This is a genomic window from Alicycliphilus sp. T452, from assembly GCF_054512775.1.
The window spans coordinates 82,966-98,377 of record NZ_JBTNEH010000014.1 but is presented as its reverse complement, the minus strand read 5'-3'; the positions used below and the strand labels follow the sequence as shown (position 1 = coordinate 98,377).

Here is a 15,412-nt window from a genome sequence, read left to right as displayed (position 1 = left end):
GCCTGTTTTGCTTAAAAGCGTGGCAGGCCGGGGTGGCTGAGCCGCCCGCCGCGCACCAGCATCTTCCCGTACTCGGCGCAGCGGTTGAGCGTCGGAATGACCTTGCCGGGGTTGAGCAGGCCGGCCGGGTCGAACGCGTGCTTGAGGCCCATCATCTGCGCGTTCTCCTCGGCGGTGAACTGGGTGCACATGCTGTTGAGCTTCTCCACGCCCACGCCGTGCTCGCCCGTCACCGTGCCGCCCATGGCCACGCTGGTTTCCAGGATGTCGGCGCCGAAGAGTTCGCAGCGGTGCAGCTGGTCGGGGTCGTTGGCGTCGAACAGGATCAGCGGGTGCAGGTTGCCGTCGCCCGCGTGGAACACGTTGCAGCAGCGCAGGCCGTATTTCTTCTCCATCTGCTGGATGGCGAGCAGGATGTCGGCCAGGCGCTTCCTCGGGATGGTCGAATCCATGCACATGTAGTCGGGGCTGATGCGGCCGCTCGCGGGGAAGGCGTTCTTGCGCCCGCTCCAGAAGCGCATGCGCTCCTGCTCATCGGCGCTTACCGAGATGGCCGTGGCGCCCGCGCCGCGCAGCACCTCGCTCATGCGGGCGATCTCTTCCTCCACCTCCTCGGGCGTGCCGTCGCTCTCGCACAGCAGGATGGCCTCGGCCGTGAGGTCGTAGCCGGCCTTGACGAAATCCTCCACGGCGGCGGTCATGGGCTTGTCCATCATCTCCAGGCCCGCGGGGATGATGCCGGCGGCGATCACGGCGGCCACGGCGTCGCCGGCCTTGCGCACGTCGTCGAAGCTGGCCATGATGCAGCGCGCGAGCTGCGGGCTGGGGATGAGGCGCACGGTCGCCTCCAGCGCCACGGCCAGCATGCCCTCGCTGCCGATCACGGCGGCCAGCAGGTCGTAGCCGGGCGCGTCCAGCGCCTCGCTGCCGAAGGTGACGGGCTCGCCCTCCATGGTGAAGCCGCGCACGCGCAGCACGTTGTGCACCGTGAGGCCGTACTTCAGGCAGTGCACGCCGCCCGAGTTCTCGGCCACGTTGCCGCCGATGGTGCAGGCGATCTGGCTGCTGGGGTCGGGCGCGTAGTACAGGCCGTGGGGCGCGGCGGCCTCGCTGATGGCCAGGTTGCGCACGCCGCACTGCACGCGCGCCGTGCGCGCCACCGGGTCCACGCCCAGGATGCGGTTGAACTTGGCCAGCGACAGCGTCACGCCCATGGCATGCGGCATGGCGCCGCCAGACAGGCCCGTGCCCGCGCCGCGCGCGACCACGGGCACCTGCAGGGCGTGGCAGGTCTTGAGCACGGCCCGCACCTCGTCCTCGGTCTCGGGCAGGCACACGACCAGCGGGCGCTGGCGGTAGGCCGTGAGGCCGTCGCATTCGTAGGGCGTGGTGTCCTCGCTTTGCCACAGCAGCGCATGCGCGGGAACGCAGGCCGAGAGGGCCTGCACGACTTCGCGCTGGCGCTGGGCGCGTTCGCTGCCCGTGGTGGGGGCGGATGGGGTGGTGGGGGCGGAATCGGCCATGGCCCGACTGTAGGCCATGGCGCTCGGCCATGGCGTGAATCTTCTTGCAGCGCGCCGTGAAACGGCCGGCAGGTTTTTGCTATTTAAAAAGAAGCTGCTGGCGCTTGATGGGCGGGCGCTGGAAGCTGTTTTTGCTTGTAACCTCAGGCCATCGTGCGGCGCAGCCAGTCGGCGAAGGCCGCGCATTCCCAGCGCTCCATGGTGCCGGCGCGCCAGCACAGGTAGTGCGCGTAGGGGCTGGGCGCGTCGATGTCGAACAGGCGCACCAGCGTGCCCTGCTCCAGCCAGGGCGCGGCGAGCTTCAGGCGCACCGGGGCCACGCCCATGCCGGCGGCGGCGGCGTCGCACATCAGGCCCACGTCGTTGAACTGCGAGCCTTCGTTGGGCTCGGTCCAGGCGAGGCCGGCGGCGGCGAACCAGGTGCGCCAGGGCTCCAGCGGGCTGCGCAGCAGGGGCAGGCCCTCCAGGTCCTCGGGGCGTTCGAAGGGGCCGTGCTCGCGCACGAAGCCGGGCGAGGCCAGCGGCGTGAGCACGTCGCGCGCGATCTCCACGTGCTCCATGTCGGCGTAGTGGCCGGGGCCGTAGCGCACGACGAGGTCGGCGTCCTCGGCCACCACGTCCAGCAGCGGGATGGAGACGTGCAGCGCCAGGTCGATCTCGGGGTAGGTCTCGGTGAACTGGCGCAGGCGCGGGATCAGGATGACGCGCGCGAAGGTGGGCGTGACGGCGAGCTTGAGCCGCCGCCGCCCGGGGCTGACGGAGTGGCCCGGCAGGCGCTGCAGCGCCGACAGGCCTTCGCGCACCTGCGCCAGGTAGCCGCTGCCCTCGGTGGTCAGGGAGAAGTCGGCCCGCCCGAACAGCCGCGTGCCCAGGATCTGCTCGAGCTGCTTGACGCGGTGGCTCACGGCGCTGGGCGTGACGCACAGCTCGTCGGCCGTCTGCGTCACGCTGCGCAGGCGCGCCAGCGCCTCGAAGGTGAGCAGGCACTGGATGGGCGGTATGCGCCGTGCCGCGCTGGCGCTGAACGGGGTGGTGGCCATCAGCGGAATACCACGGTCTTGTGGCCGTTGAGCAGCACGCGGTGCTCGCTGTGCCACTTCACGGCGCGCGCCAGCACCTGGCTTTCGGTGTCGCGCCCGCGTGCCGTCAGGTCCTCGACGGTGTCCGTGTGGTCGGCGCGCGCCACGTCCTGTTCGATAATCGGCCCCTCGTCGAGGTCGGCGGTGACGTAGTGGGCGGTGGCGCCGATGAGCTTCACGCCCCGGTCGTGGGCCTGGTAGTAGGGCTTGGCGCCCTTGAAGCTGGGCAGGAAGCTGTGGTGGATGTTGATCGCACGGCCGGCCAGCTTGCCGCACAGCTCGTTGGACAGCACCTGCATGTAGCGCGCCAGCACCACCAGCTCGGCCCCTTCGGATTCGATGATCTCGTATTGCCGCGCCTCGGCCTGGGCCTTGGTGGCGGCCGTGACCGGGATGTGGTGGAAGGGGATGTCGTAGCTGGCCGCCAGCTGGTAGAAGTCGCGGTGGTTGCTGATGATGGCGCGCACGGCTATGGGCAGCAGGCCGCTCTTGACGCGGAACAGCAGGTCGTTCAGGCAGTGGCCCTCGCGGCTGACCAGGAGCACGGCGGGCATGGCCTCGGCCTTGGCGTGCAGGCTCCAGCGCATGGCATGGGGTTCGGCGAAGCGCGCCAGGTGCTCTTTCAGCGCGGCGCCGTCGTGCTGCGCGCAGGCGAACTGCACGCGCATGAAGAACAGGCCGGTGGCGTCGTCGTTGTACTGGGCGGCTTCCTCGATGTTGCCGCCGTGCTCGAGCAGGAAGCCCGACACGGCGTGCACCAGCCCGAGGCGGTCTGGGCAGGACAGGGTAAGGATGTAGGCGGGGGTCATGGTGCGAATTGTCGCAGCAGGCTCCGTGCCCTTTGCGGAGTGGTGATGGGATCGAATGCACCGGGGGGAGTCCCCCGGATCGCCCCCTGGTGGGGCATGGCACTGTACCTGCTGGCGGGAGCGGTCTGGGTGGCCGTGGGCGACGGGTTGCTGGCCCATTGGGTGCAGGACCCGTATCTGCTGGCGCGCTGGCAGACCTTCAAGGGCTGGCTGTACGTGGCGTTCACGGGCGTGCTGGCATGGTGGCTGCTGACGCGCATGCGCAGCGCCGAGCGCGCGCGCTCGGCGCTGGCGCAGGAGCGCGTGCAGATCGAGCGCCACGCGCCGGTGGGCATCGCGTGCGTGGAGCCCGCCGGCATGCGCTTTCTTTCCGCCAACGAACGGCTGTGCGCCTGGCTGGGGCTGCCGCCGCCGGCCATCTGGCAGCGCCGTTTCGATGACCTGGTGGCGCCCGGCGACTGCGCCTTGGCGCAGCGCCAGCTCGAACGGCTGCTGTCCGGGCAGGCCGGGCATTTCCAGGACGAGCGCCTGTGCCTGCGCGCGGGGGGAGGGCCGCCCCTGCCCGTGCTGTGCACGGTGAGCCTCGTGCCGGCCGCGGAGGGCCGGCCGGCGCACCTGCTGTGCGTGCTGCAGGACATGGGCGGGATCAACGCCGCCCGCGCGGCGCTCGCGCGCAGCGAGAACATCCTGCGCCTGGCGCTCGACGGCAGCGGCAGCGGCATGTGGGACTGGGACCTGGCGCAGCGCCGCATCACCGGCTCGCAGGGCCTGCTGCGCCTGCTGCGCTACCGGGGCGCCGAGCTGCCCCCGGGGCTGAACCTGCTGCGCCGCGTGCATCCCGAGGACCGCCGCCGCCTGCACCGCGCCACGCAGCGGGCCATCGCCACGGGCGGGGCGTTCGACGAGACGGCGCGCCTGGAGCGCTTCGACGGCAGCTACTGCTGGTTCCAGGCGCGCGGCCAGTGCCACCGCGACGCCCAGGGGCGGCCGGAGCGCTTCTCCGGCATCCTCACCGACCTGACGGACAGCCGCGCCGCCGAGGAGCGCCAGCGCCTGGCCAGCACCGTGCTCGACAACGCCGTCGAGGGCGTCGTCGTGACCGACGCGCACGCCCGCATCCTCTCGATCAACCCCGTGGTCACGCGCGTGCTGGGCTACACCGAGCAGGAGCTGCTGGGCTGCAACCCGCGCGTGTTCCAGTCGGGGCGGCACGACCAGGCCTTCTACGAGGCCATGTGGGAGGCGATGCGCCGCACGGGCCACTGGCAGGGCGAGATCTGGAACCGGCGCAAGAACGGCGAGATCTTTCCGGAGCGCATGTCGCTGTCTGCCGTGCGCGATGCCCAGGGCGCGGTGACGCATTACGTGTGCATGTTCAGCGACATCTCGCAGGAAAAGGCCCAGCACCAGCGCCTGGAATTCCTGTCGCACCGCGACAGCCTGACCGGGCTGCCCAACCGCGACTGGTTCGTCGAGCAGCTCGGGGATGCCATGCGCCAGGGCCTGGCGCATGGCGAGCAGATGGCCGTGCTGCTGCTCAACCTCGACCGCTTCAAGGACGTGAACGACAGCTATGGCCATGCGGTGGGCGACGAGGTGCTCAGGCACATCACCGCTCAGGTGCGCATGAGCCTGCGCCCGGGCGACCTCATGGGGCGCATGGCGGGCGACGAGATCGCGGTGCTGGCGCGCAACCTGCGCCACAGCGACGGCGCGGCGGCCGTGGCGCAGCACATGATCGCCGCGGCCAGCAAGCCCTGGCGCACGCCCGGTGGCATCGAGGTGGTGGCCGGGGTGAGCGTGGGCATCAGCATGTTTCCCGAGCACGCCCAGACGGCCGAGCAGCTGCTGCAGGGCGCGCATTCCGCCATGTACGGCGCCAAGGCCCGCGGGCGCGGCGCCCATTGTTTCTTCGACGAATCCATGATCCAGGCCGCGCGCGAGCGGCTGGAGATAGAGGCGCGGCTGCGCTCGGCCCTGGCGCAGGGGCATTTGCGGCTGTACTACCAGCCGCAGGTGCATATCGCCACGGGCCGCATCGAGGGCGCCGAGGCGCTGCTGCGCTGGCTCGACCCCGAGGAGGGCGTCATCTCGCCCGCGCGCTTCATTCCCGTGGCCGAGACCTCGGGCGTGATCGGCCCGCTGGGCCGGTGGGTCATGCACGAGGCCTGCCGCCAGGGCCAGCGCTGGCGCGCGGCCGGCCTGCCCGGGATCCGGCTCGCGGTCAACGTCTCGCCGTACCAGTTCCAGCTGACCGACGTGGCGGCCTGCGCCGCCCAGGCGCTGGAGGACAGCGGCCTGCCGCCCCATTGCCTGGAACTGGAGCTGACCGAGTCGGCGCTGGCCGAGCGGCCCGAGGCCATGCGCCAGGTGCTGCAGCGCCTGCAGGCGCTGGGGGTGCGCATCGCGGTGGACGACTTCGGCACCGGCTATTCCTCGCTGGCGCACCTCAAGCGCTTTCCGATCGACGCGCTCAAGATCGACCAGGGCTTCATCCGGGACATCCCGAACAGCGCGGACGACATGGCCATCAGCGCGACCATCATCGCCATGGGGCGCAGCCTGGGCCTGACGGTGCTCGCCGAAGGCGTGGAGACGCCCGAGCAGCTGGCCTTTCTGCGCGAGCGCGGCTGCGAAAGCTACCAGGGCTATCTGTGCAGCCGGCCCGTGCCCGCGGAGCAGTTCGGCGCGCTGCTGCAGGCGCAGGCGTGACTGAACACGCTCTACCGCGCGGGCGCGGCCGTGCCGGGCCCGCGCAGCGGCGCGCAGTAGTCCTGCGGCGCCAGGGCGGGCGTCGCATGGATGTAGTTTGCTTCTGATTCAATAGCTTGTGGCGCTTGTCCCGCCTGCGCTATGGCCGTTTTCGACGTAAACCATGCCGGCAGCCAGGTGGGCACGCCCAGGTCGCGCCGCACATGGCCGAAGCCGGCCACCAGCAGCACCGTGCGGCCGCTCTGGCGCGCATCCAGCACGGCCTGGGCCATGCTCGCGTCGCGCGCGAGCTGCACGCGCACCATGGGCATCAGGCGCTCGGGCGGCAGCAGGCCGCAGTGGCCCTCGGCGATGGCCTCGCGCTGCAGCGCCAGCGCGGCGGGGGGCAGGTGGGCATCCAGCGCCGCATCCTGCATGGCCGCGCGCATGCGGCCGCGCGGCAGGTTGCCGCCGCGCACCGGCACGCCCGCCGCCACCGCGGCCATCACCACCGGGGCGTAGCGCTGCCAGGGCCAGGCGTCCTCGTTCCAGTGCAGGGCGGCGCGCACCTGGGCCGCGCCGGCGTCCGGGGGCAGGCCGTCGGTGCCCTGGCCGGTGTCCGCCATCTCGACCACCAGCGCCGCCAGGCGGCCGCGCGCGGCCAGCCAGCGCACGGTGTCCCGCTGCCAGCGCTGGTGGTCGGCGGCGTCGTGCTGTTCGCCCAGCAGCAGCGCGTCCACGGCGGGCCAGCGCTCCAGCTGCGCCTGCCAGGCGGGGTCGAGGGGCGGCTGCGCGGCAGGGAGGGCCGCGCAGCCGGGCAGAAGGAGCAGGGCGAGCAGCAGCGTGGGCAGCAGGCTGCCCGGGCGGGGGAGGCGGGGGATCGGTCGCATGCCGCGATGGTAGGCGTGGCGGCAATGCAACCGATCGTAAATTCCCCTTGCGCCGCGGCGGAGCGGACCCGTAATGGGCGCAATTTCCCATGGGCCGCGGCTGGCGTGCTACAGGAATAGAAGGAGGCTGGGGCATGCCGCGGGTCGTCGGCGCAGGGTCTTGATACGGGTTCGGGGCGGGGGGGCTCCGGCCGGTGTACAAACGGGGATTGCCGCCGCGCCCGGGTCGCGGCGTGCCCGTCAGACCCCTTTCGGAGCCCCTCCATGCAACGTGAAACCACCGACCTCGCCCCCAGCCTGTCCACCCAGCCCATCAGCATGGATGTGCTGAAGGAGAAATACTTCAAGGACGGCGAGAGCGATGTCGAGGACCTGTTCCGCCGCGTGGCCAGGGCCCTGGCCTCGGTGGAGCGCGAGGACATCCGCGAGGCCATGCAGGCGCGCTTCATGGACAACCTGCGCGCCGGTGCCATCGGCGCGGGGCGCATCATGAGCGCCGCCGGCACCGACATCCAGGCCACGCTCATCAACTGCTTCGTGCAGCCCGTGGGCGACTGCATCCAGGGCGTGGACGACGCCGGCTACCCCGGCATCTACGAGGCCCTGCGCGAGGCCGCCGAGACCATGCGCCGCGGCGGCGGCGTGGGCTACGACTTCTCGCGCATCCGCCCGCGCGGCGCCATGGTCAAGGGCACGGCGTCCATGGCCTCGGGGCCGTGCAGCTACATCAACGTGTTCGACCAGTCCTGCTCCACCGTGGAGAGCGCGGGCGCGCGCCGCGGCGCGCAGATGGGCGTGCTGCGCATCGACCACCCGGACGTGCTGGACTTCATCACCGCCAAGCGCACGCCCGGGCGCTGGAACAACTTCAACGTCTCGGTGGGCGTGCCCGACGCCTTCATGCAGGCCGTGGAGCAGGACGGCGAATGGGAGCTGGTGCACGCCGCGGCCCCTGGCGCCGAGCTGGTCAAGGACGGCGCGCACCAGCGCGCCGACGGCCAGTGGGTCTACCGCACGCTGCGCGCGCGCACGCTGTGGGACACCATCATGAAGTCGGCCTACGACTTCGCCGAGCCGGGCATCCTGTTCCTGGACCAGATCAACACCGACAACAACCTGCGCTACACCGAGACCATCCAGGCCACCAACCCCTGCGGCGAGCAGCCGCTGCCGCCCTATGGCTGCTGCGACCTGGGGCCCATCATCCTCACGCGCTTCGTGCGCAACCCCTTCGGCCTGCATGGCGAGGCGGCGTTCGACTTCGACGCGTTCGAGCAGGCCGTCGCCACCCAGGTGCGCGCGCTCGACAACGTGCTCGACGTCACCTTCTGGCCGCTGTCCCAGCAGCAGGCCGAGGCTGCCGCCAAGCGCCGCATCGGCGTGGGCTTCACCGGCATGGGCAACACCCTGGCCATGCTGTGCAAGCGCTACGACCGCCAGGACGGGCGCGACATGGCGGTGCACATCGCCGAGCGCATGCGCAACGCCGCCTACCGCGCCTCCGTCGAGCTGGCCAAGGAAAAGGGCGCCTTCCCCAGGTTCAAGGCCGACGGCTACCTGGCCAAGGGCACCTTCGCGAGCCGCCTGCCCGAGGACATCCAGAAGGCCATCAGGAAGCACGGCATCCGCAACAGCCACCTGCTGTCCATCGCGCCCACGGGCACGGTGAGCCTGGCCTTCGCCGACAACGCCTCCAACGGCATCGAGCCGCCGTTTTCCTGGACCTACACGCGCAGGAAGCGCGAGGCCGACGGCAGCAAGAGCGAGTACGTGGTCGAGGACTACGCCTGGCGCCTGTACAAGACGCTGGGCGGCGACGTGGGCAAGCTGCCCGCGTACTTCGTGAGCGCCATGGACATGGCGGCCGCCGACCACGTGGCCATGATGGAGGCCGTGCAGCCCTACGTGGACACGGCCATCTCCAAGACCGTCAACGTGCCCGAGGACTACCCCTACGCCGACTTCAAGGGCCTGTACATGCAGGCCTGGCACTCGGGCCTGAAGGGACTGGCCACCTACCGCCCCAACAGCATCCTGGGCGCCGTGCTGGAGGTGCCGGCCGCCGAGGCCAAGCCCGCCAAGGGCGAGCCCGCGCCCGAGCCGGCCCAGCCCGTCGACCCGATGCGCATCGTGATCGAAAGCCGGCCCAAGGGCGGCCTGTCGGCAGTGGCCGAGAAGATCGAGTATTGGACGCAGGAAGGCCAGAAGCGCCTGTACCTCATCGTCTCCTTCCTGCCCGTGCCCGACGGGCATGGCGGCACGGTGGACCGCGCCATCGAGTTCTTCATGCCCGTGGGCCAGAGCAGCGAGTCGCAGCAGTGGATCACCTCCAGCATGCGCCTGCTGTCGCTGGCCGCGCGCGGCGGCTTCCTGGAGCGCGCGCTGTCCGACATGCGCAAGGTGGCCTGGGACCGCGGCCCCGTGCGCCTGGGCACCTACCAGCGCGCCGATGGCGCCCAGGTGCCGCTGTGGCACGACTCCGAGGTGGCGGCCATCGCCTATGCAGTGCAGAACATCCTGGCGCGCCGCGCCGAGGCGCCGCAGCAGCAGGTGCTGCCGCTGGACGAGCCCGACATGCCCACCGGCATGCCGCCCGCCATGGCCGGCAAGAAATGCCAGGAATGCGGCGCCCACGCCGTGATCCGCAAGGACGGCTGCGACTACTGCACCCAGTGCGGCGCGCTGGGCAGCTGCGGCTGAACGTTCCCGGGCTCTCGGGCGGCAAACCATCGGTTGCTATTCAAATGATGGCAAGAGGCGCTTTCTGGACAAGCGTTAAAGCCTGATCCAGGCTGTCGTGGCGGTGGATCGGGCTTGATGAACGTCAAGCCGCCTCGCGGCCATGCGCCTAAACTGCACCCATGCGCAAGAAGCCCACGCTGTCGACCAAGCTGCTGGCCATGGGCACGGTGTTCCTGCTCGTGGCCCTGGCCTCCATCGGCTTCACGCTGTGGGTGACCTGGCAGCTCGAGGGCGGCGCCGCGGCCGTCAATGAGGCCGGCCGCCTGCGCATGAACATGCTGCGCATGATCCTGGCGCAGCAGAACGAATCGCCCCAGGAGTTCGCCCGGCTGGAGCAGCGCTTCAACGACGGGCTGGAGCTGCTGCGCGCGGGCGACCCCGCGCGCCCCCTGTTCGTGCCCTGGAACGACGAAACCCGCACGCAATACGAACATATCCGCTCGCAATGGCTTGTCCTGCAGCAGGAATGGAGGCTGATCCTGCCCACGGAAAATGGCGCCGCCGCGGTGGCGCGCGGCGATGCCTTCGTGAGCGAGATCGACGGCTTCGTGCAGGCCATCGAGGTGCGCATCATGCGCTGGACCGCGGTGCTGCACCTGTTCCACCTGTTCCTCGTGGCCCTGGCCATTGGTTCCGCCGTGACCTTCATGGCGCTGAGCTATCTGCTGGTGCTCAATCCCGTGACGCGGCTGCAGCAGGCGCTTGGCCGTGTGCGCCAGGGCGACCTGGGCACGCGCATGGAGGTGGAAACGGACGACGAGTTCGGCCAGCTGGCGGCCGGCTTCAACCTCATGGCCCATGCCCTGCAGGCCTCGCACGAGGGCCTGGAACGCAAGGTGCGCGAGAAGACCGCCAGCATCGAGGTGCACAACCAGCGCCTGTCCGCGCTGTATGCCGTGAGCGCGCTGGCGGCCGAGGCCAGCAGCCTGGAGGGGCTGGCCCAGGGCTTCGTGCAGCAGATCCGCAGCGTCTCCGGCAGCGATGCCGCCGCCCTGCGCTGGTCGGACGAGGCCAACCAGCGCTACGTGCTGCTGGCCGCCGACGGCCTGCCGCAGTCCCTGGCCGAGCAGGAGCATTGCCTGAACACGGGTGCCTGCGAGTGCGGCCAGGCGCAGGCGCAGGCGCACATGCGCGTGATACCCATCGTCCCGGCCGGAAGGCTGCAGCTGCCGCACTGCCGCGAGGCGGGCTACGAGACCGTGGTCAGCATTCCCGTGCAGCTGCACCACCGGCTGCTGGGCGAGGTGACGCTGCTCTACCGCACGGCGATGGAGCTGTCGCCGGACATGCGCGAACTGCTGTCCACCATGGCGCGGCACCTGGCCAGCTCCATGGAGGGGCTGCGCGCCACGGCGCTGGAGCGCGAGGCCGCCGTGGCCGAGGAGCGCAGCCTGATCGCGCGCGAGCTGCACGACTCGATCGCCCAGTCGCTGGCCTTTCTCAAGATCCAGACCCAGCTGCTGCGCGACGCCGTGGCCAAGGACAATACCGAGGGCCGCGACCGCAGCATGGCCGAGCTCGACGCGGGCGTGCGCGAGTGCTATGCCGACGTGCGCGAGCTGCTGGTGCACTTTCGCACGCGCACGCAGGACGAGGACATCGAGGAGGCGCTGCGCGCCACGCTCTCCAAGTTCGAGCACCAGACCGGCGTGGGCACCACCCTGGACATGGCCGGCCAGGGCCTGCCGCTGGCACCCGACGTGCAGATCCAGGTGCTGCACATCGTGCAGGAGGCGCTGTCCAACGTGCGCAAGCACGCCGGCGCGCGCCATGTGCAGCTGCGCGTGCAGCGCCACCCGTGCTGGCGCTTCGAGGTGCAGGACGATGGCGCCGGCTTCGATCCCGAGGCGGTTCCGCCCGATTCGCTGCACGTGGGCCTGGGCATCATGCGCGAGCGCGCCCAGCGCATCGGCGCCCGCCTGCGGCTCGAATCCCGAGCGGGCGGCGGCGGCACCTGCGTGACCGTCGAGCTGCCCGCGGTGGGCGTGGATGACCGCCCGCTGCCTGCCGCGCCCACTCCCTTCATCGCTGCCGCATGACCGCCACCCCCATCACGCTGTTCCTGATCGACGACCACACGCTGCTGCGCCGCGGGCTCGTGGCCCTGCTGTCGCAGTACGGCGACCTGCGCGTGGTGGGCGAGGCGGGCGACGCCGCCGAGGCCCTGCGCCTGCTGCCGCAGCTGCGTCCCGACGTGATCCTGCTGGACAACCACCTGCCCGGCGTGCGCGGCGTGGACGCCATCGCCGGGCTGCGCGAGGTCTCGCGGGGCAGCCGCGTGCTCATGCTCACCGTGAGCGAGGACGGCGCGGACCTGGCCACGGCGCTGCGCCACGGCGCGCAGGGCTATCTGCTCAAGACCATCGACGGCGATCTGCTGGCCCAGGCCATACGCCGCGCCGCGCGCGGCGAGCCCGTGGTCAGCCCCGAGATGATGGGCAAGCTGGTGGCGGCCTTCCAGTCCCAGGGGGCGCCCGAACCCGAGCCGGAGCCCGCGCCCCCGGAGGACCCGGCCCCGCAGCTGTCGCCGCGCGAGCAGGAGGTGCTGCGCGAGATCGCCCGCGGCGCGAGCAACAAGGAAATCGCGCGCACGCTCGACATCGCCGAGACCACCGTGAAGATCCACGTGCAGCACATCCTGCGCAAGCTGGGCCTGACCTCGCGCGTGCAGGCGGCGGTCTACGCCTCGGACCGGCAGCGCGCCGAATAGCCCGTGCATGGGGCTCTGACTTTTCTGTTTTGATAGCTCCCAGCGCTTGATGGACAAGCGATTCCGGCCGTTTTTCTTCAAACCCTGCAAAAGGGAATAGTTCTTTCGGAGTAGGGCGGCGCCGGGCGCCATCGTTCTTTTGCACCCGTCCACGCCCTCCTCGGAGGTATGGGAAAACCCTTGGTGCTGCGCGAACATCCATGCCATACACCAAGAGAGGACTCGTACATGTCAACAGCGTCGCAATCTGCGGCACAGGACTCCCGCCGCAACCGCCAGGCCTGGTCGGTGCTCATCGTGAGCACCCTGGCCTTCACCGTCTGCTTCATGGTCTGGATGATGTTCGGTGTCATCGGCATCCCGGTCAAGAAGATGCTGAATCTCAACTCCACCCAGTTCGGCCTGCTCACGGCCATGCCCGTGCTCACGGGCTCGCTGGTGCGCGTGCCGCTGGGCATCTGGACCGACCGCTACGGCGGGCGCATCGTGATGGCCATGCTCATGGCCGCCACCGTTCCGGCCATCTGGATGATGGGCTATGCCACCGAATACTGGCATTTCCTCGTGATCGGCCTGTTCGTGGGCCTGGCCGGCGGCTCGTTCTCCGTGGGCACGCCCTATGTGGCGCGCTGGTTCCCCAAGAACCGCCAGGGCATGGCCATGGGCGTGTACGGCGCCGGCAACTCGGGCGCGGCCGTGAACAAGTTCGTCGCGCCGGTCATCCTGGTGGCCTTCGGCTGGCAGGCCGTGCCGCACGTCTATGCGGCCATCATGCTGGGCACGCTGGTGCTGTTCTGGTTCTTTTCCTACAGCGACCCGGCGCACCTGGTGTCCAGCAACGTCAAGTTCACCGACCAGCTCAAGGCGCTGAAGGACCCCAAGGTGCTCAAGTACTGCCAGTACTACAGCATCGTGTTCGGCGGCTACGTGGCGCTGTCGCTGTGGATGGTGCAGTACTACGTGGGCGAGTACGGCCTGGACATCCGCGTGGCGGCGCTGCTCGCCGCCTGCTTCTCGCTGCCCGGCGGCGTGCTGCGCGCCATCGGCGGCGTGCTCTCGGACAAGCACGGCGCGCACAGCGTGACCTGGTGGGTGATGTGGGTGTGCTGGATCTGCCTGTTCCTGCTGTCGTACCCGCAGACGGACTTCACCATCTCCACCGTGGACGGCCCCAAGACCTTCCATCTCGGCCTGAACGTCTACGTGTTCACCGCGCTGATGTTCCTGCTCGGCATCGCCATGGCCTTCGGCAAGGCGAGCGTCTTCAAGTACATCAGCGACGACTATCCCGGCAACATCGGCACGATCAGCGGCATCGTGGGCCTGGCGGGCGGCATGGGCGGTTTCATCCTGCCCATCATGTTCGGCGTGCTCATGGACTGGACGGGCATCCGCTCCAGCGCCTTCATGCTGATGTACGGCGTGGTCTGGGTTTCCCTCATCTGGATGTATTTCACCGAGGTGCGCCGCACCGACGTAATGGCGCCGCAGCACGCGGCCTGAAAGGCACACCATGTCATCTTCCACCGCATCGCATGCCGGCAGTGGCCGCCAGGGCCGGCTGCTCACGCTCTGGACGCCCGAGGACAAGCAGTTCTGGGAGCGCGAGGGCGAGGCCGTCGCCAAGCTCAACCTGTGGATCTCGGTGCCCGCGCTGTTCCTGGCCTTCGCCATCTGGCAGGTCTGGAGCGTGGTCGCCGTGAACCTGCCGGCCCTGGGCTTCAAGTACTCCACCAACCAGCTGTTCTGGCTGGCCGCCGCGCCGGCGCTGTCGGGCGCCACGCTGCGCATCTTCTATTCCTTCATGGTGCCGGTGTTCGGCGGGCGGCGCTGGACGGCGCTGTCCACGGCCTCGCTCTTGATTCCGGCCATCGGCATCGGCTACGCGGTGCAGGACAACACCACGGGCTACCCCACCATGCTGGTGCTGGCCCTGCTGTGCGGCCTGGGCGGGGGCAACTTCAGCTCCAGCATGGCCAACATCAGCTTCTTCTTCCCGAAGGAGCGCAAGGGCTCGGCCCTGGGCGTGAACGCCGGCCTGGGCAACCTGGGCGTGTCGGTGGTGCAGTTCCTCAGCCCCCTGGTCATCACGGCCGGCATCTTCGGCATCTTCGGCGGCGACGCGCAGACCATCGTGAAGAACGGCGAGCACACGCAGGTGTGGGCGCAGAACGCGGCCTTCATCTGGGTGCCGTGGATCGCCATCGCGTCGATCGCCGCGTGGTTCGGCATGAACGACATCGCCGACGCCAAGGCCAGCTTCGCCGCGCAGGCCGCGATCTTCCGTGCCAAGCACAACTGGGTCATGTGCCTGCTGTACCTGGGCACGTTCGGCTCGTTCATCGGCTTCGCGGCCGGCTTTCCGCTGCTCATCAAGAGCCAGTTCCCCAGCGTCAACCCGCTGGCCTACGCATGGCTGGGGCCGCTGGTGGGCGCCGTGGTCCGGCCCTTCGGCGGCTGGCTGGCCGACAAGGTGGGCGGCGGTGCCGTCACCTTCTGGAACTTCATCGTCATGGCCCTGGCCGTGCTCGGCGTGCTGTTTTTCCTGCCCAAGGGCACGGGCGGCTTCATCATGCCCTTCGGCCCGGCCGAGGGCAGCTTCACGGGCTTCTTCGTGATGTTCCTGCTGCTGTTCCTCACCACCGGCATCGGCAACGGATCGACCTTCCGCATGATCCCCGTGATCTTCCTGAACCAGAAGCTGCGCCTGCTGCGCGACGGCGACGGCGAGGCCGCCCAGGCGCAGGCCATCAAGGAAGGCAACACCGAGGGTGCCGCCGCCGTCGGCTTCGCGGGCGCTCTCGGCGCCTACGGGGGCTTTTTCATTCCCAAGAGCTACGGCAGCTCCATCGCCGCCACGGGCGGTCCGGAGTTCGCGCTGTGGATGTTCGCCGTGTTCTATGTGCTGTGCGTGGTCGTCACCTGGTGGTACTACGCGCGCAAGAACGCCGAGATGCCCTGCTGAGCC

At 70.0% G+C, this 15,412-nt stretch carries 10 protein-coding genes; 6 read left to right on the top strand and 4 right to left on the bottom strand.

Features of this window, described 5'->3' with window-relative positions; all coding sequences use genetic code 11:
* Window positions 1-11: 11 nt before the first annotated feature.
* From ACX12L_RS13775 to purU, 3 genes are all read right to left on the bottom strand, one after another.
* Window positions 12-1,523, bottom strand: coding sequence for an FAD-linked oxidase C-terminal domain-containing protein (locus ACX12L_RS13775; protein WP_459263114.1), 1,512 nt, complete (start codon window positions 1,521-1,523; stop codon window positions 12-14).
* Window positions 1,524-1,666: 143 nt separating this feature from the next.
* Window positions 1,667-2,563 (bottom strand): LysR substrate-binding domain-containing protein, encoded by an 897-nt coding sequence (locus tag ACX12L_RS13770; RefSeq protein WP_459263113.1) that lies wholly within the window; start codon window positions 2,561-2,563, stop codon window positions 1,667-1,669.
* A complete protein-coding gene (gene purU / locus ACX12L_RS13765) occupies window positions 2,563-3,411 on the bottom strand; it encodes a formyltetrahydrofolate deformylase (protein ID WP_459263112.1) in 849 nt (282 codons plus the stop codon). Before purU ends, ACX12L_RS13770 begins: the two co-directional genes overlap by 1 nt.
* Before the next feature lie 45 nt (window positions 3,412-3,456).
* Here purU and ACX12L_RS13760 point away from each other — a divergent pair, with 45 nt between their 5' ends.
* On the top strand, window positions 3,457-6,123 hold the full coding sequence (locus ACX12L_RS13760) for a sensor domain-containing protein (RefSeq protein WP_459263111.1): 2,667 nt from the start codon (window positions 3,457-3,459) through the stop codon (window positions 6,121-6,123).
* An 11-nt stretch (window positions 6,124-6,134) separates the two neighbouring features.
* Here the strand turns inward: ACX12L_RS13760 and ACX12L_RS13755 are convergent, their stop codons facing one another.
* Entirely contained in the window at window positions 6,135-6,992 is an 858-nt protein-coding gene (locus tag ACX12L_RS13755) for a ChaN family lipoprotein (protein WP_459263110.1), read from the bottom strand.
* Between the two features lie 264 nt (window positions 6,993-7,256).
* Here ACX12L_RS13755 and ACX12L_RS13750 point away from each other — a divergent pair, with 264 nt between their 5' ends.
* The 5 genes from ACX12L_RS13750 to ACX12L_RS13730 all read left to right on the top strand — a co-directional run bounded on the left by ACX12L_RS13750 (window position 7,257) and on the right by ACX12L_RS13730 (window position 15,409).
* The gene (locus tag ACX12L_RS13750) at window positions 7,257-9,692 is read left to right on the top strand and encodes an adenosylcobalamin-dependent ribonucleoside-diphosphate reductase (protein WP_459263109.1); all 2,436 of its coding nucleotides are present in this window, start codon (window positions 7,257-7,259) and stop codon (window positions 9,690-9,692) included.
* 161 nt (window positions 9,693-9,853) lie between these two features.
* On the top strand, window positions 9,854-11,773 hold the full coding sequence (locus ACX12L_RS13745) for a type IV pili methyl-accepting chemotaxis transducer N-terminal domain-containing protein (protein ID WP_459263108.1): 1,920 nt from the start codon (window positions 9,854-9,856) through the stop codon (window positions 11,771-11,773).
* Window positions 11,770-12,444 carry a response regulator gene (locus ACX12L_RS13740; RefSeq protein WP_459263107.1) on the top strand — a complete coding sequence of 225 codons (675 nt, stop codon included), beginning with the start codon at window positions 11,770-11,772 and terminating at the stop codon, window positions 12,442-12,444. Before ACX12L_RS13745 ends, ACX12L_RS13740 begins: the two co-directional genes overlap by 4 nt.
* Window positions 12,445-12,672: 228 nt before the next feature.
* The gene (locus tag ACX12L_RS13735; protein ID WP_459263106.1) at window positions 12,673-13,947 is read left to right on the top strand and encodes an MFS transporter; all 1,275 of its coding nucleotides are present in this window, start codon (window positions 12,673-12,675) and stop codon (window positions 13,945-13,947) included.
* A gap of 10 nt (window positions 13,948-13,957) precedes the next feature.
* Entirely contained in the window at window positions 13,958-15,409 is a 1,452-nt protein-coding gene (locus ACX12L_RS13730; RefSeq protein ID WP_459263105.1) for an MFS transporter, read from the top strand.
* Window positions 15,410-15,412: the final 3 nt, after the last annotated feature.